The organism is Leisingera sp. ANG-Vp (genome assembly GCF_000813725.1).
Lineage (GTDB): Bacteria > Pseudomonadota > Alphaproteobacteria > Rhodobacterales > Rhodobacteraceae > Leisingera.
Genome location: NZ_JWLD01000044.1, coordinates 183,374 through 207,129, shown reverse-complemented (window position 1 = coordinate 207,129; position 23,756 = coordinate 183,374). Strand labels below are relative to the sequence as shown.

General features: G+C 64.2%; 20 protein-coding genes. 7 read left to right on the top strand and 13 right to left on the bottom strand.

What is annotated here, in order from left to right:
* The first annotated feature begins 24 nt into the window (after window positions 1–24).
* From RA20_RS15160 to RA20_RS15150, 3 genes are all read left to right on the top strand, one after another.
* Entirely contained in the window at window positions 25–1,605 is a 1,581-nt protein-coding gene (locus tag RA20_RS15160; protein WP_039130410.1) for a bifunctional metallophosphatase/5'-nucleotidase, read from the top strand.
* Window positions 1,606–1,809: 204 nt separating this feature from the next.
* Window positions 1,810–2,418 (top strand): glutathione S-transferase family protein, encoded by a 609-nt coding sequence (locus tag RA20_RS15155; RefSeq protein WP_039130407.1) that lies wholly within the window; start codon window positions 1,810–1,812, stop codon window positions 2,416–2,418.
* A 109-nt stretch (window positions 2,419–2,527) separates the two neighbouring features.
* Complete coding sequence (locus RA20_RS15150; RefSeq protein ID WP_039130404.1) at window positions 2,528–2,836, top strand: DnaJ family domain-containing protein; 309 nt, start codon at window positions 2,528–2,530, stop codon at window positions 2,834–2,836.
* 6 nt (window positions 2,837–2,842) lie between these two features.
* On the opposite strand, the gene RA20_RS15145 is transcribed toward RA20_RS15150, so the two are convergent.
* Both RA20_RS15145 and RA20_RS15140 read right to left on the bottom strand, forming a co-directional pair.
* A complete protein-coding gene (locus tag RA20_RS15145) occupies window positions 2,843–4,591 on the bottom strand; it encodes a tetratricopeptide repeat-containing sulfotransferase family protein (RefSeq protein WP_039130401.1) in 1,749 nt (582 codons plus the stop codon).
* Window positions 4,592–4,692: 101 nt separating this feature from the next.
* Window positions 4,693–6,426 (bottom strand): tetratricopeptide repeat-containing sulfotransferase family protein, encoded by a 1,734-nt coding sequence (locus tag RA20_RS15140; protein WP_039130399.1) that lies wholly within the window; start codon window positions 6,424–6,426, stop codon window positions 4,693–4,695.
* Window positions 6,427–6,490: 64 nt separating this feature from the next.
* Here RA20_RS15140 and RA20_RS15135 point away from each other — a divergent pair, with 64 nt between their 5' ends.
* A complete protein-coding gene (locus RA20_RS15135; RefSeq protein WP_039130397.1) occupies window positions 6,491–7,180 on the top strand; it encodes an SOS response-associated peptidase in 690 nt (229 codons plus the stop codon).
* Between the two features lie 2 nt (window positions 7,181–7,182).
* On the opposite strand, the gene RA20_RS15130 is transcribed toward RA20_RS15135, so the two are convergent.
* Window positions 7,183–7,698, bottom strand: coding sequence for a MarR family winged helix-turn-helix transcriptional regulator (locus RA20_RS15130; RefSeq protein ID WP_039130394.1), 516 nt, complete (start codon window positions 7,696–7,698; stop codon window positions 7,183–7,185).
* 163 nt (window positions 7,699–7,861) lie between these two features.
* On the opposite strand from RA20_RS15130, the gene mnmH reads away from it, so the two are divergent.
* Window positions 7,862–8,914: a tRNA 2-selenouridine(34) synthase MnmH gene (mnmH, locus tag RA20_RS15125; protein WP_039130391.1), complete on the top strand. Its 1,053-nt coding sequence runs from the start codon at window positions 7,862–7,864 to the stop codon at window positions 8,912–8,914.
* Between the two features lie 206 nt (window positions 8,915–9,120).
* Here the strand turns inward: mnmH and selD are convergent, their stop codons facing one another.
* The 7 genes from selD to RA20_RS15090 form a co-directional block, all read right to left on the bottom strand.
* Window positions 9,121–11,283, bottom strand: a complete 2,163-nt coding sequence (gene selD, locus RA20_RS15120) for a selenide, water dikinase SelD (RefSeq protein WP_039130389.1) — start codon at window positions 11,281–11,283, stop codon at window positions 9,121–9,123.
* A gap of 78 nt (window positions 11,284–11,361) precedes the next feature.
* Window positions 11,362–11,730: a Na+/H+ antiporter subunit G gene (locus RA20_RS15115; protein WP_039130387.1), complete on the bottom strand. Its 369-nt coding sequence runs from the start codon at window positions 11,728–11,730 to the stop codon at window positions 11,362–11,364.
* A gap of 9 nt (window positions 11,731–11,739) precedes the next feature.
* Window positions 11,740–12,009, bottom strand: a complete 270-nt coding sequence (locus RA20_RS15110; protein WP_039130384.1) for a K+/H+ antiporter subunit F — start codon at window positions 12,007–12,009, stop codon at window positions 11,740–11,742.
* Window positions 12,006–12,503, bottom strand: coding sequence for a Na+/H+ antiporter subunit E (locus RA20_RS15105; protein ID WP_039130381.1), 498 nt, complete (start codon window positions 12,501–12,503; stop codon window positions 12,006–12,008). The genes RA20_RS15110 and RA20_RS15105 overlap by 4 nt, the downstream gene beginning before the upstream one ends.
* Window positions 12,500–14,035, bottom strand: a complete 1,536-nt coding sequence (locus RA20_RS15100) for a monovalent cation/H+ antiporter subunit D (RefSeq protein ID WP_039130378.1) — start codon at window positions 14,033–14,035, stop codon at window positions 12,500–12,502. Before RA20_RS15100 ends, RA20_RS15105 begins: the two co-directional genes overlap by 4 nt.
* Window positions 14,032–14,385: a Na+/H+ antiporter subunit C gene (locus tag RA20_RS15095; protein ID WP_039130375.1), complete on the bottom strand. Its 354-nt coding sequence runs from the start codon at window positions 14,383–14,385 to the stop codon at window positions 14,032–14,034. The genes RA20_RS15100 and RA20_RS15095 overlap by 4 nt, the downstream gene beginning before the upstream one ends.
* A gap of 2 nt (window positions 14,386–14,387) precedes the next feature.
* The gene (locus RA20_RS15090) at window positions 14,388–17,252 is read right to left on the bottom strand and encodes a monovalent cation/H+ antiporter subunit A (protein WP_039130372.1); all 2,865 of its coding nucleotides are present in this window, start codon (window positions 17,250–17,252) and stop codon (window positions 14,388–14,390) included.
* A 277-nt stretch (window positions 17,253–17,529) separates the two neighbouring features.
* On the opposite strand from RA20_RS15090, the gene RA20_RS15085 reads away from it, so the two are divergent.
* Together RA20_RS15085 and RA20_RS15080 are read left to right on the top strand one after the other, a co-directional pair.
* The gene (locus RA20_RS15085; protein ID WP_039130368.1) at window positions 17,530–18,003 is read left to right on the top strand and encodes a rhodanese-like domain-containing protein; all 474 of its coding nucleotides are present in this window, start codon (window positions 17,530–17,532) and stop codon (window positions 18,001–18,003) included.
* Window positions 18,003–18,839, top strand: a complete 837-nt coding sequence (locus tag RA20_RS15080; protein ID WP_039130366.1) for an alpha/beta hydrolase family esterase — start codon at window positions 18,003–18,005, stop codon at window positions 18,837–18,839. The genes RA20_RS15085 and RA20_RS15080 overlap by 1 nt, the downstream gene beginning before the upstream one ends.
* 262 nt (window positions 18,840–19,101) lie before the next feature.
* Here RA20_RS15080 and mdoH read toward each other — a convergent pair whose 3' ends face one another.
* The 3 genes from mdoH to RA20_RS15065 are packed head-to-tail and all read right to left on the bottom strand — an operon-like array spanning window position 19,102 to window position 23,743.
* On the bottom strand, window positions 19,102–20,979 hold the full coding sequence (mdoH, locus tag RA20_RS15075) for a glucans biosynthesis glucosyltransferase MdoH (protein ID WP_039130363.1): 1,878 nt from the start codon (window positions 20,977–20,979) through the stop codon (window positions 19,102–19,104).
* Window positions 20,976–22,484, bottom strand: coding sequence for a glucan biosynthesis protein (locus RA20_RS15070; RefSeq protein ID WP_039130360.1), 1,509 nt, complete (start codon window positions 22,482–22,484; stop codon window positions 20,976–20,978). The genes mdoH and RA20_RS15070 overlap by 4 nt, the downstream gene beginning before the upstream one ends.
* Window positions 22,481–23,743, bottom strand: a complete 1,263-nt coding sequence (locus tag RA20_RS15065; RefSeq protein WP_039130358.1) for an OpgC family protein — start codon at window positions 23,741–23,743, stop codon at window positions 22,481–22,483. Before RA20_RS15065 ends, RA20_RS15070 begins: the two co-directional genes overlap by 4 nt.
* Between the last annotated feature and the right edge of the window lie 13 nt (window positions 23,744–23,756).

Here is a 23,756-nt window from a genome sequence, read left to right as displayed (position 1 = left end):
GCCAAAACAACGGGAGCAAATCTCATGATCGCGCGGATTCTTTCATCGGTTGCAGTGCTGGCCCTTTCGTCGGGCATGGCTGCGGCGGAGTACAAACTCACTATCCTGCACACCAACGACTTTCATTCCCGGTTCGAGCCGATCAACAAATACGACAGCGCCTGCGATGCGGAAGATCAGGCCGAAGGCAAATGCTTTGGCGGCACTGCACGGCTGGTGACGGCCATTGCCGAGGCGCGGGCGCGGGCCGGAAATTCGATCCTGGTGGATGGCGGCGACCAGTTCCAGGGCTCGCTGTTTTACACCTATTACAAGGGCCGGATGGCGGCCGAGTTCATGAACAAGCTGGGCTATGACGGGATGACCGTGGGCAACCACGAGTTTGATGACGGCCCCGAAGTGCTGCGCGGATTCATGGATGCGGTGGGCTTTCCGGTGCTGATGTCCAACGCGGATGTTTCAGCGGAACCTGCTTTGGCCGGTGTGCTGAAGAAATCCACGGTGATCACCCGCGGCGGCGAGCGGATCGGTCTCATTGGCCTGACACCCGAGGACACGCATGAGCTTGCCAGCCCGGGCGAGCACGTCACCTTTTCCGATCCGGTGGCAGCGGTGCAGGCTGAAGTCGACCGGCTGACGGCGGATGGGGTTAACAAGATCATCGTGCTCAGCCACTCGGGCTATGGCGTGGACCAGAAGGTGGCAGCGGAAACCACCGGGGTTGATGTGATCGTCGGCGGCCATACCAATACCTATCTGTCCAATGTCTCGGACAAGGCTGCAGGTCCGTATCCCACCGAGGTGAACGGGGTGCAGATCGTGCAGGCCTATGCCTATGGCAAGTTCCTGGGCGAGCTGAACGTGATGTTTGATGGCGCGGGCAACGTCATCAGCGCCACGGGCGAGCCGCTGATCATGGATGCAGCCGTCTCCGAGGATGCGGGCACCCTGGACCGGATTGCCGAACTGGCGCAGCCGCTGGACCAGATCCGCAACAAGGTGGTGGCCGAGACCGCGGCTCCCATCGAAGGCGACCGTTCGGTTTGCCGGGTTCAGGAATGCGAGATGGGCAACCTGGTGGCGGACGCGATGCTGGACCGGGTGAAGGATCAGGGCGTGACCATTGCCATCGCCAATTCCGGCGGTATCCGCGCCAGCCTGGATGCAGGCGAGGTGACCATGGGCGAGGTTCTGACCATCCTGCCGTTCCAGAACACGCTCTCGACCTTTGAGATCACCGGGGAGGTGCTGGTTGAAGCGCTGGAGAATGGCGTCAGCCAAGTGGAGGATATCAAGGGGCGTTTTCCGCAGGTTGCGGGGATGAAGTTCACTTGGGATGCCTCGGTCGCACCCAATGCCGGACGGGTGCGCGAGGTGATGGTGGCCGACGGGGGGGGCTTTGTTCCGATTGATCCGCAGAAGACCTATCTGGTGGTTACAAACGACTATGTGCGCAACGGCGGCGATGGCTATGCGATGTTCGAAGGCGATGACAAAAACGCCTATGACTTCGGGCCGGATGTGGCGGATGTCCTGGCCGAATACCTCGCTGAACAAGGGGCTTATGCGCCATACACCGACGGGCGGATCAGCCGGTCTGAATAGGTCGCACTTGCTGCCTCAATGTTTCGCGCGCGAAACATTGGGGCATATTGGCTGACGTAATTTGTTTATATTTTAGAAAGCTTTGTTGTGGGTTTCTTAAAGTGGGGAGCCATCGCTGGAACGCGTCCGGGCAACCGGTTGACGGGAGGCGGCCGGCTTGCTATTTAACAATTGTGTTAAATAATGGTGCCAGGGAGGCCTTTGATGAAACTGCATGTTTTTCCACCCTCTCCGAATTCCCGCAAACTGCTGGTGGTCAATAGTCTCCTGGGGCTGGATCTGCCCCAGACCATCGTTGACCTGCAGGCCGGGGATCAGTTCAAGGAGGAGCTTCTGACCCTCAACCCCAATGCCAAGGTGCCGGTGCTGGAGGAGGACGACGGCAGCTCGCTGTGGGAATCCAATGCGATTATCAACCGGCTGTGCACGGACCATGATACGCCATTGTGGCCCCGTTCGAACGCGCGCTACGACATCATGCGCTGGCAGTTCTGGGAGGGATGCCACTGGACCCCGGCCTGCAGCAAGTTCATCTCGCGCCATTTCTTCGGCCGCGAGGACATTGACATGGAAGCCGCGGCTGAAGGCTTCCATAAATACGCCAAAGTGCTGGACGGGCATTTGCAAGGGCGCGATTGGCTGGTGGGAGATCAGATGACCACAGCCGATGTCTCGGTCGGGGCAATCCTGTGCTACCGCGAGCCCTGCCAGTACCCGGTTCAGGGCTACAGCAATATCAACCGCTGGATTGCACAGATCGAGGCGCTGGAGGCCTGGCAGATTGCCAACCCGGCCCCGCAGGCGGCTGAGTAGGAGGGGGCAGGTTCCACCCTGCAGTTTCCGTCCCGCTGGGCTGGCGCGCCAGCGGAGCAGTTGCAGCCGAGGGTTTTACCTGCCGCGCAGCCGTGGCAAAATGCCGGCCATGGACCATCCGCTGATCGACCTCATCAACGCCCGTATCGAAGCCGCCGAGAAGGACGGCGCCTTTGACAACCTCGAAGGCGCAGGCAAGCCGCTGCCGAAATGCGATGACCCGGAGAACGAACTGGTCAACCGCCTGGTGCGTGAAAGCGGCGGAGTGCCTGAATTCGTGAACCTTTCGCGCGAATTGCAGCGGCTGCGGGCCGAGCTGCGCGAGACCGGCGACCGCAGCCGCCGGCAGGAGATCCTGAAAGAAATGTCGATGATGGATGCCCGCATCGAGCTGGCGCGCAAGGCTTACTCCAAGTAGCCCGGCCTAGGCCTTGATTTCCGGCCAGATTTCCGGATCCAGCCCGTCGATGAAGGGGGCCAGCACATCGGCGTATTTCTCCCACTTGCCAACCGAACGGGTGTGCACCGTCTGGCGCAGCTGGGTGTTTGACAGCGTCAGCACCTGGCCCTCGTGGCGTTCTGGGTGGGCCATATCCTCGACCCAGTCCAGCCCGCAGAATTCGGCCAGCTTGCGGCTTTCGCTTTCGATATCGCCGACCAAATCCTCGTAGCGCAGATCATAGAGCCGCCCCGGCATCACCTGGCGCCAGTGCTGCATCAGCCGGCCGTAGAGGTTGAACCGGTGCGCCATAGCCTTGAGGTCATAGGCATAGGTGAGCGAGCTGCCGGAGAAATAGCCGCGCCAGATCGACATCGCCACGTCCCGCGGATCACGGCAAAGATGGACAAAGCGTGCCTCCGGGTAGGCGGTCAGCAGATGGCCCAGCAGGCGGTAGTTGTCCGGCATTTTGTCGACATAGGCCGTGGTGCCGCCGGGCATGTCTGGCAGGCGGCTGATGTCTTCAGAGACAAAGGTCTGGGCCGCCTCGGGCGTGAACGCCTGCTCATTGTCCACAAACGGGTGCAGCAGGAAGCTGGGCACGCCACGCTCCCCCAGCGGAAACACCTGCGGGTGCGAGCCGATCACGGTTTCGGTCAGCGTTGTGCCCGAGCGCGGCATCCCCACAACATAGATCGGGCGGGGGCCGTCCTGTGCGGTCTCAGCCGGGGCAATCACGTCCGGGAAGGCGGCCATGATGCGGCTGAACTGGCGCTCGCTGCCCTCGTAATCATAGGGGCTTTGCGCGGCCATACAGGCGTTGGCCTCGTCGTTATGGGCGGCAAAGGCGTCTTTGTCGCCAGCCTGATCGGTGATCCGGGCCAGGGCAAAGGCCGCATTGGCGCGGTCCTGCGAGCGTGCCGGGGCGGCTTTCAGCGCCTTTTGGGCAACAGGCATCAGCTCGGCATTCTGTTCGCGACTGTTGAGGCGGGCCAGCATCTCCAGCACCTGGGTGTCCTTGGGATCCAGTTTCATGATGGCGAGGCATTGCTCGCGCGCGGCCTCGGATTCGCCGTTGGAGATCAGCTGGCTTGCCAGGCGGCGGCGGGCCTCCAGGTTGCCGGGGTCCAGGGCCACGGCCTTTTGCGCGGCAGCGGTGGCGTCGTCCTGGCGCATGATGCGGGCCAGCGGCAGGCTGATGTTGACCAACGCGTCCACGTCATTGGGGTTGAGCCGCAGCGTGGCCTGATAATCCTCCAGCGCTGCCTTTTCGTCTCCCAGCGTCTTCCAGGCCATCGCCCGCAGACGCAGCATCCGCGGCTGGCGCGCATCCTTGGCCAAAGCGCCGCTGGCGGTTTCAATGGCAGCTTCGGGGTCATTCAGCACCAGCTGCGCCTGCGCTTTCAGATAGAGCGCTGCCTGATCACCGGGCAGATCGCCCAGCACCCGGTCCAGCAGCTTCATCGCGCTTTCGCCCTGCTGCAGGAACAGCAGCGTCTGTGCCAGGTTCTTGCGGGCGTCGTGAAAGCCCGGCGCCAGGGCCAGCGCCTTTTTGAAATAGGGGACGGCGTCGCGGTGCTTGCCAAGGCCTGACAGGCAGATGCCGGCGATATTGGGGAAATCCGGGTGGCTCTTGTGGCGCTTCATGCCGCCCTTGGACTGCTTCAGCGCCAGTTTGAATTTGCCTTGGTTCAGAAAGCCGTGAGCGGCCTGGAGATCGTTGTTCAGTGTCATGAGACCTATCTGTCTGCAAACCCGCACCGGCGCGGAGCTGTCCGGCATATGTAAGGGATGTGCCATATCCCGCCATGGGGATGCAATGGCAGGCAGGAGTGCTAGAGATCCAGTTCCGGCCACAGGGCGGGCTTGAGGCCGCGCAGGAAGACCTTCAGCGCGGCCTCCTGCTGTTTCCAGCCGCCGACTGAGCGGCTGTGAACCTTTTCGCGCACCTGCTGGGCGCTGGCTGTGCGGACCGAGGCGGCGTTCTTCTCCGGGTGCGCCATGGCGGGCTGCCAGGAAAGGCCGCAGAATTCTGCCACCTGTTTGCCAGTCGTTTCAAGATCGCTGGTCAGAGCGGTGTAGGGCACATCCAGAATGCTTTCGGCATAGGCCCCGCGCCAGTGGTCCATGTACTGGCGGTACAGGTTAACCTCATGCGCCATCGCCTTCTGATCAAAGGTGAAATTCAACCCGCCCTGGGCAAAATAGGCGCGCCACATGGACAGTGCCACGTCGCGCGGGTCGCGTTGCAGGTGCAGGAAGCGGGCGTTCGGGAAGACAGCCTTCAGCGGGCCGATGATCTTGTAATTCGCGGGCAGCTTGTCGATGAAATGGCTGGTGCCCGAAGGGAACTCAGGCAGGGCGGCGCGGTAGCCGCGGGCCAGTTTGGCCGTGTCTGCTGCATCGCCATCTGCGGCGGCTGCCGCCGCGATGGCATCGCCGCCGGGCAGTTCCCCGCAGCCGAAGACCGCGCCCGAGGCCGACAGTACATGCTCCAGCAGCGAGGTGCCCGAGCGCGGCAGGCCCAGGATAAAGATGGGTTCTGGGGCCTCGGCTTCTGCGGCGGCCGGCGCGATGGCGCCGGTCAGCGTCTGGAATTGCCGGGTGGCGGCTGCCGCATCATAGGGGCGGCGCTCCGCTTCGATCCTGTTCGCGGCTTTCAGCAGGCTTGCCTCGTCCTCCGCTTTGCCTGCCTGTTTGCAGATCGCTGCCTGGGCAAAGCACATCAGCGCGTAGTCGTGGCTCTTGCTGCCTGCTTGCGCCTTGGCGGCCTCAAGCTGAGGCAACATTGCCTGATTGGCCTCTGGCTCCTGCAGTTTGGCCAGTTGCAAATAGGCGCTGCCATGGGCCGGGGCACGCTTCAGAACATCCCTGTAATGACCTGACGCAGCTTCATTTTCTCCAAGCATGGCGGACAGCATTCCAAGCTGCGCATGGGCCTGGACTGCATCCGGAGCCAGCTTCAAGGCGGCGGTCAAGACCTCGCGCGCCTCTTCCAGCCGGGACAGCCGGATCAGCGCATTGGCACTTTCCAAAAGCGGCTGCGGGTCCTGGGGAGTGAGCATCGCAAGGGCCCGATACTCTACCAGCGCATCACCCGGCCGGCCCAGGGCGGTGAGGATCGAGGCGCGCAGGTAATAGGCTCGCGGATTGTCCGGTCCGGCCTCCTTGGCCGCGCTTGCGGCTGCCAGTGCAGCCTCTTGGTCTCCGGCGCGGCTCAGGGACTGGGCGTTCAGATAGTGCAGACCGGCGGGGTTGCGGGGGCGCGGGGGGCAGCGGGCGATCAGCTCTTGCGCCTTGTCTTGCTGGTCCGAAAAAACCAGAGCCTGGATCAGGTTGGTCTCAATTTCCTCATGGCGCGGCGCCAGCTTCATGGCCTTGGCAAAAAACACCGCAGCGTCACGGTGCTTGCCCGCCTGGGCCTGGGCGAGGCCGGCAAAATTGGCAAAAGCCGGATTGCGGGGGAATTTCTGGGTTCCGCTGCGCGCTGTCTTGGCCGCAGAGGCGAACTGGCCCGCGTTCAGCTGAGCAGAGATTTTTGCCAGAAGGTCCTGTTCGCTTTTCTGCATCCGGTATAGCCTTTTGCGGGCGCCCGCGGGGCGTCCATGTGAATTTGCGGGCCAGTAGTGCGGAATGTGCGGACGATTTGCAATAACCCTGCCAAACGATGCTATGGCGCAGCTGTTTGCGGCGCAGCCTGCAAACGACCTGCCGCAGGTGCCCGACTACAATGTCTGCCCGACCAGCGCGGTGCATGCGGTGCAGGCAGGAGAGGCCGGGCGGCAGCTTGTGCAGATGCGCTGGGGGTTTCTGCCGCATTGGTATGCGAGCGAAACAGCCGGGCCGCTTCTGATCAATGCACGCGCTGAAACGATTGCGAAAAAACCCGCCTTTTCAGATGCCTGCCGCAACCGCCGCTGCCTGATACCAGCTACCGGCTTTTACGAGTGGACCAAGACGGAAGAGGGCGCCCGGCTGCCCTGGTACATCCACCGCAGCGATGGCGCCCCTCTGGCGTTTGCCGCTGTCTGGCAGAACTGGGGGGCAGCGGACCCGGTCAAAACCTGCGCCATCGTCACAACTGCCGCCAACGAGGGGCTTTCCTCGATCCATCACCGGATGCCCTTGATCCTGGAGCCGCAGGACTGGGGCAAATGGCTGGGCGAAGAAGGTCACGGCGCCGCCGCGCTGATGCAGCCGGGGGCAGAGGGTGTGCTGGCCTATCACCGGGTGGATCCGGCGGTGAACTCCAACCGCGCCGAGGGGCCTGAACTGATCGAACCTTTTGAGGAGGGGGATATCCCGCGCGGCCAGCTGATCTGAGGTTATTCTGCGGCCTGGGGGGCGGGTTTTCCGGCGCTCCGGCCGCCGGGCAGGTCGCGCTGCGGCGCCCGGCTCAGCTCATTGGCGGCCAGGGTGGCTTTTTGCAGCAGGGCAACAAAGGTCTCCTGTTCCGCCTCGCTCAGCCCGGTCAGAATGCCCGGCTGGGCGGCGCGGACATGCGGCAAAATCCGTTTCAGCAAGCCAGAGCCGGCGCGGGTCAGGCTGACCTCGCGTGCGCGCCGGTCGGCACTAGACACTTTGCGTGCCACCAGATCCTTCTCGACCAGCCGGTCCACCACCTTGCCCAGCGTGGCGCGGTCATAGGCGATGAGCCCGGCGACCGAGGCCTGATCGATCCCCGGATGGCGGTGGATAGCGGCCAGGGCCGAGAACTGAACCGGGGTCAGGTCAACGCCGTGCGCTGCCATGCATTCCATGAACTGGGCCACGGAAATCTGGTGCAGCCGCCGGATCAGGTGTCCGGGCAGCGCATGTATGTCCAAAGGGTCGATGTCCATGGCATCCGGGTCCTTGCCGTTGCGGCGCTGCGGGGCTTCTGCCCCGGCTGGTCAGTCTGTCCGGGATTGATTAATGCCCCGTGCGCATTGCGCGCAAGCCTTATTGCCGCGGCGGCATCATTTGCGGCTTTTCCTTGCTCATGCAGCGCGCTACAGCAGGGGCATGGCGCTGAAGTTCACATCCCTGCAAGAGTTCTATGCCCACGGATTTGACGCCGTGATCGACGTGCGCAGCCCGGCGGAGTTTGCCGAGGACCATGTGCCCGGCGCAATCAGCCTGCCGGTGCTGGACAATAACGAGCGCGCCGAGGTGGGCACCATCTATGTCCAGGACAGCCCGTTCAAGGCGCGCAAGCTGGGCGCGGCGCTGGTGTTCCGCAATGCCGCCAATCACATCGAGCAGCATCTGAGCCATCACGAGGGCGGTTGGAAGCCGCTGGTCTATTGCTGGCGCGGCGGCCAGCGGTCGGGGTCGTTCACCTGGATGCTGCAGCAGATCGGCTGGCGCGCCGAGGTGGTGGAGGGCGGCTATCAGAGCTACCGCCGCCTGGTGCACAAGGCGATGTATGAAACCAGGCTGCCGCATAGGCTGGTGGCACTGGATGGCTATACCGGTTCAGCCAAGACCGAGGTTCTGAAGCGGGCCGGCGCTCTGGGCGTGCAGGTGCTGGATCTTGAGGGGCTGGCCAATCACCGGGGCTCGCTTTTGGGGGATATGCCGACGCCGCAGCCCTCGCAGAAGGGGTTTGAATCGGCGGTGGCAGGGGCGCTGATGCAGCTGGATCCCGCGCGTCCGGTGCTGGTGGAGGCGGAATCAAACAAGATCGGCCAGCGCATTATCCCGCCTGCGGTCTGGGATGCCATGAAGCCCGCGCCGCGGATTGAGCTGCAGGTGCCGGCAGAGGCACGCTGCCGCTATCTGGTTGAAGCCTACGACGACATCCTGTCGGATACCGCAAAGCTGCGCGAGAAGCTGGGGCCTCTGCGGGCCCATCGCTCCGGTGCGGTGGTGGATGGCTGGTTTGAAAAGATTGCCGCAGGTGACAAAGCCGGGCTGACCGCCTTGCTGATGGCCGAACACTACGATCCGGCCTACCGCAAGTCACGCGCGGCGATCGGAGCCGAGGTGGTGGCCACGGTGGAGGCCTCAGCACTGGATGAGGCCGGGCTGGACGAGGCTGCAGCCCGGCTGGCAGCGGTCATGGCGGAATTGTAAACGGAACTCCCGCCCGTCGCTGGTGCATCCGGGATGCACCGCTCCCGTTGGGCCTGGCGCTGCGCTGGCGCGCAGCGCGCCTCCGGCGGGGAGTATTTAACACCAGAAAGAAGCGGTACCGCATGAGCTTCTTTCTGGTTGCAAATACCCCGGGGTGAATTGGCCCGAAGGGCCAAGAGGGGCCGGCCCCAATCCGGCTTCGACGACTAAGGGCTGAGGGTGATCGCGCCGGAGGATGCTGTCACCCGGCCAATGATGGCGGCAGGATAGCCCGCTGCTTGCACCTGTTCCCTCAGCGCTTCGGCATCCTCGAAAGAAACCGCGGCCAGCAGGCCGCCTGCGGTTTGCGGGTCAAACAGAAGGTCCTGCCAGCCCCGGGTTTTCAGCTCCGGGGCAGCGGCCTGATTGGCGGGGAACAGCGAGGAGCGGATGCCAAGGTCGGCCAGGGCAGCAGCGCCCGGCATCAGCGGGATGCGGCTGGCGGACAGCTCAGCGCCAGTGCCGGAGGCCTCGCAGATGCCGAGCAGATGGCCGATGAGGCCAAAACCGGTCACATCGGTCATGGCGCGGGCGTTTTGCAGGATGCGGGCGGCAGCGGCTTGCGGCTGGCTCATCAGTTTCAGCGCGGCGGCAACCCATTCGCCCTTGGCCTCGCCTGCCATCTCAGCCGCCATCAGCACGCCGGACCCAAGCGGCTTGGTCAGGATCAGCGCGTCGCCGGGCAATGCGCCGGCCAGGGTAATGGCAGGACGGGAGCAGAGGCCGGTGACAGTGAAGCCCACGGTCAGCTCATCCCCCAGCGAGGTGTGGCCGCCGATGATGACGGCTCCGGCGTCTTCCATCACGTCCGATGCAGCACCCATGATTTCCTGCAGCGTGCGGGTCTGAAGCTCAGGCGCCATGCGCGGCAGGATCAGGTTTGCGGTGGCGGCCTGCGGCTCTGCACCCATGGCCCAGATGTCGCCAAGCGCGTGCACGGCGGCAATGCGGGCCATCATCACCGGATCCTGGCAAAAGCTGCGCAGGTGGTCGGTGCTGACGACTTGGCTGGCGCCGCCGGTGGTCAGCAGCGCGGCGTCATCGCCAGGCAGCGGGGTGATGTCCTTGCGGTTTGAGCCCTTCATTCCGGAGAGGGTGGAAAGCAAAGCGTCGCGCCCCACCTTGGCGCCGCAGCCGCCGCACATGGGTTTGTCTCCCAGTGCCTCTTCCATGCCGAGCGTGTGTTCGGGCGGCAGCGGCGGGGTGTCCATCGCGGGCAGATCGCGGAATTTTTCCATGAAGGCTTGGTCGATGCGGTTTTTCCAGCGCCACATCAGGGGGCCTGCCAGAGTGGTGCCGAAACGCTCGCCAAGCGCTTCCCTGGAACCCATGGAGATCAGTTTCAGGTAGTCCTTTTGCGGCTTGTACCTGCGCAGCGGGTCGCCGGTCAGCAGGGCGCGCAGGTTGTGGTACAGCACCGGCGCCTGGCGCACCGCATAAACGCCGGCCTTGGGGCGCGGGGCGAAATCCATATGGGCGCAGTCGCCGGTGGCAAAGACATTGGGGACTGAGCTTTGCAGGGTTTCGCGGATGCGGATGAAGCCGTCCTGCAAGTCCAGCCCGCTGCTTCCCAGCCAGCCGTAGGGGCGGGCGCCGGCAGCGCCGGTGGTGAAATCCGATAGAACCTCCCGCCCGTCCTGCAGCAGGATATAACCGCGCTCGATGCGGTCTATCCGGGCGTTTTCCTCCAGCCTGACGCCATGCTCTACCAGGGCCCGGCGGAGTTTGGCGCGGGCTTGGGACCCAATTGCGCGCAAGGCCTCATCGCTGTCGATCAGGGTTGCCTGGGCTAGGCGGCCGCGCTGTTTCAGCGCAAAGGCCATGGCGAGGATCAGCTCTGCCCCGGCAACGCCGCCGCCGATCACCGCCACATAGGCCGGGCCATCGCCCTCGCGGAAGGCAGCCCATTGGGCAGCGAATCGGCCGAGCGGCTTGGCCGGAATGCCGTGATCTGCAAAGCCCGGCAGGTCCGGCATCGCCGAGGTGATGCCGACATCGACCGAGGCCGCGTCATAGGCAATCGGCGGGCGGCCGGGCACATGCACCAGCTGCGCCGCAGTGTCGATACGCTCCGCACCGCCCAGAACCACCCGGGCCCCGGCAAAACGGGCCAGGCGCACAAGGTCGATGTCCAGCTCATCCCGGCCGTAATGGCCGGCCACAAAGCCGGGCAGCATGCCGGAGTAGGGGGCGGTGGGACCGGGGTTGATGACGGTGAGCCGGGCGCCGGGCAAAGGCCTCATGCCCCATTTGCGCAGCACCAGCGCATGAGTGTGGCCGCCGCCCACCAGCACCAGGTCTCGGGTCAGCGGCAAGCGGGAGGAGTCCATATCTCTATCTGCCTCTGCAGCGGGCCTGTGCCGGTCTGGCGGGGCCCTTTGCAGGGCCGCGCCGGTGCGGCTGCCGCTTTACTGTTCTTCGTCCTCAGGCGTGTCATGGGTGGCCCAGTGATGGTCCTCCCCGGCCGAGGGCATGCTTTCGCGGGTTTCTTGCCGGTGGATGTGCACCTTGGCAATGAAATTCGCCGTGATGGGGGCGGTGAGGAACAGGAACAGGGTGATCATCAGTTCATGCACCGAGAAGTATTTGCCGAAGGCCGCCGCGTTCAGCAGCGAGGCCAGCAGCACCCCGCCGACGCCCAGCGTGGTTGCCTTGGTCGGCGCGTGCAGGCGCGACATCGGATCGTTGAGCTTGATCAGCCCGTAGGAGCCGACAATGCCGAAGATCCCGGCGATGACCAGGAAGGCGGCAACAAGGAATTCAAACAGGCTTTCCATTCGGGTCCCTCACTCGATGATGTTGCCGCGCAGGATGAAGCGCGCGTAGGCCACGGTGGAGACAAAGCCGAGCATGGCGATGATCATTGCGCCTTCGAAAAAGATCGAGGTGCCAAGCGCCATGCCGTACAGCACCATCAGCGCGATGGCGTTGATGAACATGGTGTCGAGCGCCAGAATGCGGTCGGCGATTTCCGGCGCGGTGACGACTTTCCAGAGGTTCAGCAGAACCGCCAGGGCAAAGCAGCCAAAGGCAAATTGGGACGCGGTCTCAATCATTCGAAAATCTCCATCAGCCGGCGCTCGTAGCGCTGTTTGATTTCGTCGCGCACCGCCTCGGGGTCCGGGGCGTCGAGGCAGTGGACCAGCAGGCAGTGACCCTCGTCCGAGACATCTGCCGACAGGGTGCCGGGGGTCATGGTGATGGTGCCTGCCAGGGTGGTGATCGCCTCGGGCGTTTTCAGGTCCAGCGGGATGGTGATCCAGTTGGGGCGCCGTTCGGAATTGGGTTTGAACAGCACGATGCGGGCCACGACGATATTGGCCTGAACGATATCCCACAGCACCACAAGAACGTATTCGATGGCCTTGAACGGGCGGCTGATGCGCGGGCGGTCGGGCCAGTAGGGCTGGGTGACAAAGGGGATCAGGATCCCCAGCATGAAGCCGAACACCAGCGAATTCAGCGACCAGCCATTGACCAGCAGGAGCCAGGTGCCGGTCAAGAGCAGGGTCAGAAGGGGGTGCGGGACTAGCCGCCTGAGCAGTTTCATTGTGCCTCCTTCCCAAGCACGGCCTGGATGTAATCCGCCGGGGCATAAAGCTGGGCCGCGGTTTGTTCAGCATAATTGGTGGCAGGGCCGGCAAAGACCGTCAGCGCCACCAGCCCGCCGAGCAGGGCAAAGCAGGCGACAAAGGGCAGATGGGCGGGCTTTGCCCCAGTTTCGGTGCCGTCTGTTTCGTCGGGCTCTTCCTCGTCCTGCGGCAGGCCGTGGCCTTTCCAGAATAGGATGGAGCCCGCCCGGGCCATGCCGATGATGGTGATCAGCGAGCCGACCAGGATCACGCCCCAGATCCAGGCGGCCAGATCCGCGCCGCGGGTGGCGTCCAGCACCAGCAGCTTGCCCAGGAAGCCCGACAGCGGCGGCATGCCGGTGAGCGCAATGGCGGCTGCAAAGAACAGGGCGGAGATCAGCCCGGTCTGGGCCATCGGCTTGTTGACGAAGATCCAGGGGCCCTGGCGCTCGACCACCAGGTCGGCAACCAGGAACAACAGCGCTGCGGCGAGGGTCGAGTGCACCAGGTAGTAGAGTGCAGCAGCTGCGGCGGTCTCGGTGAACAGCGAGATGGCAATCAGCAGCGTGCCCATCGAGGCGATGGCGCCAAAGGCGGCGACCCGGCCGATCTTCTTGGATCCCAGCACGCCGATGGCGCCGGCAATCAGGGTCAGGAGGGCGGCAGGCAGCAGCCAGGCCTCGCTGAGGCCGGTGGTGGCCGCAACATCAGGCCCGAAGACCAGGGTGAACATGCGCAGGATCGCATAGGCGCCGACCTTGGTCATGATCGCAAAGAGCGCTGCCACCGGAGCAGGCGCGTTGGCATAGGCCGAGGGCAGCCAGAAATGCAGCGGCAGCAGGGCTGCCTTGATGGCAAAGACCAGCAAGAGCATGACCGCACCGACCCGCAGCAGTGCGGTGTCATCGGCGGGCATTTCAGCCGCTTTCACCGCCAGGTCTGCCATGTTCAGCGTGCCGGTGACGGAATAAAGCGTGCCAAGGGCAAACAGGAACAGGGTCGAGCCCAGGAGGTTATAGACCACATACTGAACGCCTGCCTGAAAGCGGCGGCCGCCGCCGGAGTGGATCATCAGCCCGTAGGAAGCGATAAGCAGCACTTCGAAGAAGACGAACAGATTGAAGGCATCGCCGGTCAGGAAGGCGCCCATGATGCCCATCAGCTGGAACTGGAACAGCGCATGGAAGTTGGCGCCGCGCTCATCCCAGCCGGAGCCGATGGCATAGAGCAGGATCGGCAGCGCCAGAATGGATGTCAGCACGATCATCATCGCCGACAGCCGGTCCAGCACCAGCACGATGCCAAAGGGTGCGGGCCAATCTCCCAGCTCGTAGACATGCACGGTGCCGTCTGCAGCCATGGCCCAGAGCGCCAGTGTCACAGCAGCCAGCAGCACGGTGCTGGCGACCGAGAAGATGCGTGTGAGATCCATGTGGTGGCGCACCACCATGATGATGAAGGGCGCCACAATCGCGGGCAGCAGCACCGGGGCAATCAGGAGATGGTTCATTCGTCGTCTCCTGCGCCTTCGGGCTCGGCCGGCATGTTGGTGCGGTCATTCTGCGAGGACAGGTAGGCGCCAAGCGCCACCATCACCACCACGGCTGTCATGCCGAAGGAGATCACGATGGCGGTCAGCACCAGCGCCTGCGGCAGCGGATCGGTATAGACGACCTCCTCATACTTGTTGAGGATCGGCGGCGCGCCCGAGACCAGCCGCCCTGTGGCGAACAGAAAGACGTTCACCGCGTAGGTCAGCAGCGACAGCCCCAGGATCACCGGGAAGCTGCGGCGGCGCAGGATCAGGTAGATGCCGGCAGCCGTCAGAATGCCGACGGCAGAGGCGACGAGAAGTTCCATGCTTATCCCTCCGTCCCGGTCTTATCAGCCGCGTCATCGCGGGCCGGGTTGATGTCCATCGCGTGCTCGGTGCCTATGCCCGGCTGCCAGGCAAAGCGCGAAAGGCTCTCCAGCGCCAAGAGCACCGCGCCGACCACGGCCAGGAAGACGCCCAGGTCAAAGAGTGCCGCGGTGGCCCACTCGAATTCCTCCAGCGGCGGCCAGTGCAGATAGCCGAAGTCGCTGGTGAGGAAAGGCTTGCGGTTGAACCAGGCGCCGATGCCGGTGGCGGCGGCGATCAGTACGCCGGAGCCGATGATGCCGTGGTAGAAGAACCGCTGGCGTTCCGCCGCCCAGCTGAAGCCGGAGGCCATGTACTGCATGATTATGGCAATTGCAGCGATCAGGCCCGCGATAAAGCCGCCGCCGGGCAGGTTGTGGCCGCGGAAGAAGATATAGGCGGCAACCATCAGCACCAGCGGCATCAGCACGCGGGTCACCACCACCATCATCAGCGGATGGGCGTCGCCCGCCTGCGGCAGGTCCGGTTCGCGGTTCAAGAGATAGGCGCGGACCTTGGAGCCCAGCACCGCTTCGGTCAGGGCAAAGATCACCACGGCAGCAATACCCAGCACGATGATCTCGCCAAAGGTGTCATAGCCGCGGAAGTCGACCAGGATCACGTTCACCACATTGGTGCCGCCGCCGCCCTTGTAGGAATTGGCGAGGTGGAAGTCCGAGATCGTCGGGAAGGCGAAATCGCGCATCATCAGGGCATAGATCAGCCCGCCGGTGCCCAGGCCCGCAATGATCGACAGGGCACCGTCCCGCATGCGGATGAAGGCAGGTGTCTCGACCGGGGTTTCCTTGGGCATGAAGTTCAGGGCCAGCAGCATCAGGATGATGGTGACCACCTCAACCGAGATCTGGGTCAGGGCCAGGTCCGGGGCGGAGAGGTAGTTGAACGACAGCGACACCACAAGGCCAACAGCGCCGATCAGAACCAGCGCAAGCAGGCGGTTGCGGTGCTTGGCGACGATGAACAGCGTGGCAACCACCAGCACGAACCAGCCCACCACCGGCAGGATGCCGGGGTCCTGCACCGCGCGGGTGGCGGCGCTCAGAATGCCGCTTTGGTATGCGAGGTAGGAGATTGCCACGGTGAAGGTGACCATCACTGTCGCGTGGCGGGTCAGCATGCCGTTGTGCAGCCCCTCGGTCAGCCCGCGGCTGAGCAGGGTGAAACCGCGGATTGCTGCCTCGAAAATGGTCTTGGCCTCGGGGCGGGGCAGGGCGTTCCAGATTTTCTCCAGATGCTTGTGCAGGGCCAGCAGCACGGCGCCGCCGACAACAGCGAAGATCGAGATATAGAGCGCCGGGGTCAGACCATGCCACAGTTTCAGCGAGTAATAGGGCAGCTTCTCGCCGCCGATCACGGCGCCGGCTGCGGTGGCCACCATAGGCCCGGCGATCTTGGCCGAGGCAAGGCCGATCAGCACCACAAGCACCACCAGGAAGGCAGGCCCGATCCACATGCCGGGTGTCGGGTCATGCGGGTGGCCGGGATAGTCGCTGCGTTTGGGGCCCAGGAACACATGGGCGATGAAGCGGAAGGAATAGGCCGCCGAGAACAGCGCCGCGATACCAGCCAGCACCGGCACGATCAGATGCGAGCCGTTCCAGACGGTGTGGGCTGCTTCCTCCAGCATCATCTCCTTGGAGAGGAAGCCGTTCAGCGGCGGGATGCCGGCCATCGACAGAGCCGCAACCATGCCGATGGTGAAGGTGACCGGCATCAGATGCCGGAGGCCGCCCAGCCGTTTGATGTCGCGGGTGCCGGCCTCATGATCGACAATCCCTGCGGTCATAAACAGGGCCGCCTTGAAGGTGGCGTGGTTGATGATGTGGAAGACGGCGGCCACCGCTGCGATCTTGGTGCCAAAGCCCAGCAGCATGGTGATCAGGCCCAGGTGGCTGACGGTGGAAAACGCCAGCAGCGCCTTGAGGTCATCCTTGAACAGCGCAATCACCGCGCCGACCAGCATGGTGACCAGGCCGGTGGTGGCGACGATGTAGAACCACTCCGGCGTGCCAGCCAGCACCGGCCACAGGCGCGCCATCAGGAACAGGCCGGCCTTTACCATGGTGGCCGAGTGCAGATAGGCCGAGACCGGTGTTGGCGCCGCCATCGCGTGCGGCAGCCAGAAGTGGAACGGAAACTGTGCCGATTTGGTGAAAGCGCCTAAGAGGATCAGGATCAGCGCCGGCAGGTAGAGGTCCGAGGATTGGATCGCCTCCTTGTTCTGCAGAATGACGCTCAGGTCGTATGACCCCGCGATATGGCCCAGAATCAGCATGCCCGCGATCATTGCCAGCCCGCCCGAGCCGGTGATGGTCAGCGCCATGCGCGCGCCCTGGCGGCCTTCGGGCAGGTGCTTCCAATACCCGATCAAGAGGAAAGAGCTGAGCGAGGTAAGCTCCCAGAACACCAGCAAAAGCAGGATGTTGTCGGACAGAACGATGCCAACCATGGCGCCTTGGAACAGCAGGAGATAGCTGTAGAACTGCCCCATCGGATCCTCGCGCGACAGGTAGAAGCGCGCATAGAGGATGATCAGCAGGCCGATGCCCAGGATCATTGCCGCAAACAGGAAGCCCAGCCCGTCGAGAAAGAAATGGGCATTAAGCCCAAGGGCGGGCAGCCAGTCGACGGCGGCAAAGACGGTTTCACCCCTGAAAATGGCAGGGATGTGCAGCATCAGGCCGGTGAAGGCGAGAAAGGTTGTCAGCCCGGCAGCTGAGGCCGCAGCATTACGCCCCGCGCGGATCAGAAGCGCGGGGAAAACGGCTCCAAGAAAAGGCAGGGCCGCAATCAGGAATAGGGACACGTGCAGGTCTCCTGTCGGGTTGGCGCGTCGTTTTTGAACCAGTGCTAAGCAATTTTTGTGCGCAGAGCCACCCCCGCAGCCCGGGATGGGGTAATATTGCCGCAGGCTGGAGCGGATTGAATACGCTTTTCACGGGCATAATTGGGCAGCTGCCGCGCAATAACAAGAACTTGACCGGCGGATTCGGCGTGTTTCGGGTGATTGAATTTGCGCATCCTGTTAGAGCTGAGTGAAAGTGCGGGCCGGGGCCGGCCCGCGAAGCTGCTGCGGAGGAGAAATGGCTGGGTCATTTTCGGATCATCCCGGGCGCACGCGGCGTTTTGTGCTGCTGGGCGGCGGTGCGGCGGCTGCCGCTGCGGGGATCTGGTGGCAGCGCAGGCAGCCTCCTGATCACAACCATCCGCGTCTGACCGCCGCGGAAGCCTTTGCTGCGGCGCGGGACGGGGAGCTTGTTCTGGTGGACATCCGCACGCCGCAGGAATGGCGCAGTTCGGGTGTGCCGGTGGGCAGCCATCAGATCGATATGCGCCGCGAGGATTTCATTGACGCGCTGCAGGCGGTGGCAGGACCGGATCCCTCTGCGCCGGTTGCCCTGATTTGCGCCCGCGGAGTGCGTTCCGCGCGGCTGACGCTGGCTTTGGCGGAAGCAGGGTTCGTGAATGTGATTGATGTGCCGGAAGGCATGCTGGGATCCGGCGCGGGGCCGGGCTGGATTGCCGGCAACCTGCCGGTGGCCCGATGGGAGGGATGATGAAGAGAGTTCAAGCAGGCGCCGCCGCCGCTGTGCTGATGGCCCTGTGGGGCACTGCGGCCTCTGCCGGATGCGGTGCGGATGCCGGCGCTTGCGAGGTTGCAGACGGCAGCTATCACATCGTGCTGCCGGAAACCGCACTGGAGCCTGCACCGGTCGTGATGTTCTTGCACGGTTATGGCGGCAGCGGCGGCCAGGTTCTGCGGAACCAGGCGCTGATCGAAGGGCTGACCGGCCGCGGCTATGCTGTAGTTGCGCCGGAAGGGCGCAAGCGCGATGGCACCGGACCGCAGAGCTGGGGCTTCGGCCCCTTCAATGAAGGGCGGGATGAGGGTGCGTTCTTTGCCTCGGTTCTGGCGGATGCATCGCAGCGGTTCGGCACGTCTTCGTCTCGGACCGTGCTGGCAGGATTTTCGGCGGGTGCTTTCATGGTGCATTACCTGGCGTGCCGCGATCCTGCGGCCTTTGCGGCTTATGCGCCGGTTTCGGGTGCGTTCTGGCGGCCGCAGCCGGAAGCTTGCGAAGGGCCGGTGCGGCTTTTGCAGGTGCATGGCTGGCGCGACGAAGTTGTTCCCTTGGAGGGCCGTATTCTCGGCGGCGGCCGCTGGGAGCAGGGCGACGTCTTTGCGGCGCTTGAGACCTGGCGTGAGGCCAATGGCTGTGCGTCCCATGCACCGGGCAGGGCTTGGAGTGAGGATGGCCAGCTCCGCCGCCGCTGGGATTGCGGGCCGGGAGCTGAGATCGAACTGGTGCTGTTTGACGGCGGCCACTCGGTGCCAAAAGGCTGGGCCGGTCTGATGGCGGATTGGTTTGAGGATGAGCCGGCGGTGCGCTGAAAAGCGGACCTCTGCGGCAAAGGCAGCTCTCCCGCCCCTTTGCCCGTAAATCAAAGATTTCCGGCAAAGCGTTGGGCCAGGCAGCGCGCCCCGCGGGCGCGCTGCGGCGTTTTTTTCCTCGCTCTCGTATAAGGAACTGAGGCTAGGGGAGGGTGCACCCGCGCCGCGCGTCAGCGCGGCGCCGGGCCCAAGGCCGCCAAGGCAGGCCCGGCGCAGCCGGGGCAGCCTGCGGGCGCGGGAGTTTTCCGTTGCGGCTGGGGGCTTACTCGGCCGGGGTGCCGCGGGCGCCGGTTCCTTCCAGAAGCGCTTTTAGATCGGCACGGGCAGCACGGGCGGCCCGGGTGATTTGCGGTTCGGTGAACTCTTCCCGGGTGGCCATCCAGTGGCGGATGCGGTTCACCGTCTTGACGCCGGAGAGCGCCGACAAGGGCACCGCCAGCACCAGGGACAAGGCAATCGGTGCCAGCCACAGCGACACAGTGCCGGTCAGGATACCGGCCCAGAGTGCGACGCCGCTCACGGTCTCCAGCGCGTGGCAGGTGATCAGCGTGCGCAGGGAATAGCTGCCGCCGTCGCGCGCCTGGGGCGCCCAGCCGCGCTGCAGGCCAAGCGCGGTGCGGAACACCGCGATCATCTGCTGCACCATCAGGATCGGCGCATAGAGGACCGCCAGCACAACTTCCGACAGGAAGGACAGCGCAAAATGCACCGGACCGCCGTATTCCGAGAACCGGCTGCCGGTCATTGGCAGGGCCGCGGCGGCCAGCATCTTGGGCGCCAGCAGCATGGCGTAGATCAAGAGGATCACCAGCACATGCTTGGGCTCAGTCATATCCGGCCAGCTGGGGCGCAGCGGGTTGGCTTCGCTGAAATAGCTGATGACGGAGGCCTCTTCGCCCAGGCCGATCACCGCCCACAGCACCAGCAGCGCAAACCAAACCGGGGCCATCAGATAGCCGATGGCGCCATGGAACAGATGAAAGCGCGAGACTGCCCTAAAGCCTTTAGCGCCCAGCAGGTTCAGGTGCTGCAGGTTGCCCTGGCACCAGCGCCTGTCGCGCAGGATGTGGTCAATCAGGGTGGCGGGCGTTTCCTCATAGGAGCCGCGGATGCGGGGCAGGAAGCGCACAGACCATCCCGCGCGCCGCAGCAGGCCCGCTTCGACAAAATCATGGCTCATGATCAGCTTCTCGCCGCCGCCAAAGCGCGAGCGCAGCAGCGGCAGGCCGGCGCAGGCGGCAAAAGCGCGGGTGCGGATGATGGCGTTATGGCCCCAGTAGTTGCCCTCATGCCCGGCCCAGCGGGCAAGACCCTCGGCGAGCGACAGGCCATAGACGCCATTGGCAAACTGCTGCATGCGGCCAAAGACCGATTGCGCCCCGATCAGCTGCGGGTAGCTCTGGATCAGGCCGGCTCCAGGATCGCGGGCCAGTGCGTCGGCCAGCCGGGCAATGGCGCGGCCGGTCATCAGGCTGTCGGCGTCCAGCACCAGCATCGCTTCGTAATCCGCGCCCCAGCGGCGCACCCAGTCGGAGATGTTGCCGACCTTGCGGCCTTCATTATCCGGTCGGCGGCGGTAGTAAAGCTCAGTCCCTGGAGGCAGCATGCTGCGCAGCGCCTCGACGCTGGCGCGCTCTTGCTCGGCAATCGCGTCGTCGCGGGTGTCCGAGAGGATGAACATGGCATAGTCATGCAACCCGCCGCGCCCGTGCAGCTCCTGCAGCATGGTCTGGGCGTTGCCCAGCACATACCAGGGCACCTCGTTGTAGACCGGCATCAAAAGCGCCACTTTCATCGGGCGGGCGGGGCCGCGGCCGGTGGTCTTTTCCCGGCGGGAGAGGCCGTAAAGCCCCAACAGCACGGTGGAAACCGTGAAAGCGATCCAGAAGAAGTTGAAGGCAATCAGTGCCAGCAGCACCAGTTCCAGAGCGGAGAACCCGCCATCCATGAACCAGCCCTGCATCACCCAGGTGAGCGCCGCCGTGGCCACCATGGCAGGTGAGAACGCAAGGATGCGCCACAGGGCCACCTGGCGCGGGGCCTGGCCGCCGGGTGCGGCGGCATCCCGGAAATCCGCGGAGAAGTCCTGTGCAGGCATCTCCAGCGGCTGTTCCGGGGGCATCAGCTCCAGATTGCTCATGACGTCCACCTGTAAAGCCAGACCTCGGAGGCGGCTTTGCCGTCTTTCAGCAGCTGCGCGCGCAGCTCGGCGTGGGTGCGTTCGCCCGGGTCGAAGTAGAAGGCCAGCCGCATGCCGCCGGTTTCCGGGTTGCGCTGCAGCACGCCCTCGCTGGTTTCGGCCTGCGGCGAGGAGATATGGATGTCCAGGCTGTCCGGGCCGCCGTCAAACAGCGGATGCGCTTCAAAGTCGATGGTCACGATCCGGCCATCGCCGCCAAAGATCCGCTCGCCGGTGGCGGTGTTGATCACCCGCGGCATCGACAGAACCGGCTCCTCGCCCCAGGTGAGGCGGTAGCTCAGCTTGATCTCGGAGCCAGCCGCATAGGGCTCGCGCGGGCGCCAATAGGCGACGATATTGTCGTAGATTTCCTTGTCTGCCGGGATCTCAACCAGAGTGACGGCGCCTTTGCCCCAGTCTTCCTTGGGTTCGACCCAGAGCGAGGGACGTTTGTGATAAAAGGCTTCCAGATCGTTGAAGTCCGAGAGTTTCCGCGCCCGCTGCATCAGGCCGAAGCCGCGCGGATTGGTGTCTACAAAGGAAGAGACTTGCAAGCGGTTGGGGTTGGCCAAGGGACGCCACAGAGTTTCGCCGTTGCCATTGAGGACCAGAAGACCTTCGCTGTCGTGCACCGCCGGGCGGAAATCGTCGAAACGGCCCGGGTTTGTGGAGTCGAACAGGAACATCGAGGTCAGCGGCGCGAGGCCTGCGTGGGTCAGTTCCTCACGCGCGAACAGAGTGGCCTCCACATCCATTACCGCGCTGGAGCCGGGGGTGATGGTGAAGCGGTAGGCGCCGGTGACCGAGGGCGAATCCATCAGCGCATGCACCACCATAGAACGCTGGCCGGGCGCGGGGGCCTCAAGCCAGAAGTCGGTGAACTCGGGGAATTCCTCCCCTTCGGGATCGGCGGTTTTCAGAGCCAGGCCGCGGGCGGACAGGCCGTAGTTGTTGCCGATGCCGATGGCGCGGAAATAGCTGGCGCCCTGGAAAACCGCGAACTCGGTTTTCTTGGTCGGGTGGCCCAGGTCGGTGCGCAGGCGCAGGCCGGAATAGCCGAGGTGGCCCTCGGTAGTAAGGTCCGGCGCCTTCTTGTTCTTGTCGAAGAGATCGATGTCGAAGGGCACATGCTCGGCCATGCCATCGGTGACCGCATGCACCTGCACCGCACGCGGGAAGTAGAGGCCGGGCAGGAAGAAATCGACGTTGTAGCTGCGGTCGGTCCCCGCCCACAGCGCGTCCGAGGTGCGGAACCAGCGCGCCTTGTAGTCGTCATAAGACTGGTTCAGCCAGTCCTGCGGCACGGTGGGGCGCTCGGCGTAAGCCTTGGCCGCCAAGGCGCGGGCCTTGGCCACCACAAAGTCATGGGTGAACGGCATTGCTTCACTGGCATAGCCGGGCAGCGCGGCCAGAGCAGTGCTGCCAAGCGCGGCAGCCAGGAAGGAACGTCGGGAAAAAGAGCTCATTTCTTGGCTCTCCAAGGCTGAGACTTGAACCAGGCGGCGCCATAAGCGCACCCAATGATTAAAGAAAAGCCAACCAGATTGGCGAATGCGGTGGTCATAACCGCGCGGTCGGTCTGGTCAAGCGCAAAGCCGATAAAACGTGCCAGCGCCATCGAAAAAACGAACACCGCAAGCGACTGCTGGCCGACCTTGGTGATGATTTTCAACAGCACTTCCCAGACCCGCGCCGCAGCGGAGGAGCCCGAGGCGATCAGCCGCTTGCCGCCTTCGCCCGCGGCCACCCAGCCCAGATAGGCCAGCGCCAGGAAGTGGGTGTAGCGCAGCAGGCCGAAATCGGTCTTTTCGCGCCATTCGCCGATGGCGTCGCGGCCGGGCTTGATCAGGTCAGCCAGCTCGGGGCTTGCGGCCTTGACCCAGGTGAAGACCTTCCACGAGCCGTAAGGCGCCGACAGGATCAGGAAGGCAGCGCACAGCACGATCAGAAGCTTTGAGACCGGCGGTTTCGGCAGCCAGCCCTTCATGAAGGCAAAGCCGGTGAAAAACAGCAGTTGCCAGCCGAAGGGGTTGAAGAACCATTCGCGCTCCGACCAGGGCTCAGCCGGCAGTGACAGCCCGTCAGGTCCCAGCCCGATGATATAGGGATTGGCAGTGAGCCAGATCAGCACCGAGGCCATGCCCACGGCCCAGAGGCCCGCCTTTTCCAGCCCCATGATCAGCGGCATCATCAGCAGCACCACCAGGTACATCGGCAGGATGTCAAAATAGTTGGGCACATAGGTGAGGGTGAACAGCCCCACCAGCTGGGTCATCGGATCCTTGAAGAAATGGCCAAGGTTCAGCGAGTTCACGTAGCTCTTCTCAAACCCGCCATAGAGGTCGATGGCCGCCATCGAGACAGCGATAAAGACAAACAGGCCGATATGGGCCCAGAACACCTGCCAGCAGCGGAACAGCACCCGGGCAGTGCCCAGAAACCAGCCGCGGCGCGCGAATGAGCCGCCGAAGGCTATGGCTGAGGCCATGCCGGAGCAGAACACAAATATCTCGGTTGCATCCGAGAACCCGAACCGCGCGGGGATCCAGCCGGTCCAGCGGTTGCCCGGGATATGGGCAATCAGAATGATGAACATGGCAATGCCGCGGTAGAAGTCGAGCCGCGGGTCGCGCACGCGCGGCTGTGCCGATTGCGGCGGCGGCGCGGCCCGGTTGGCGGCGCCTTGGTCTGTCTGTTGCCCGGGGAAGGGCGCAACGCTGGACATGAGTGGTGTCGTC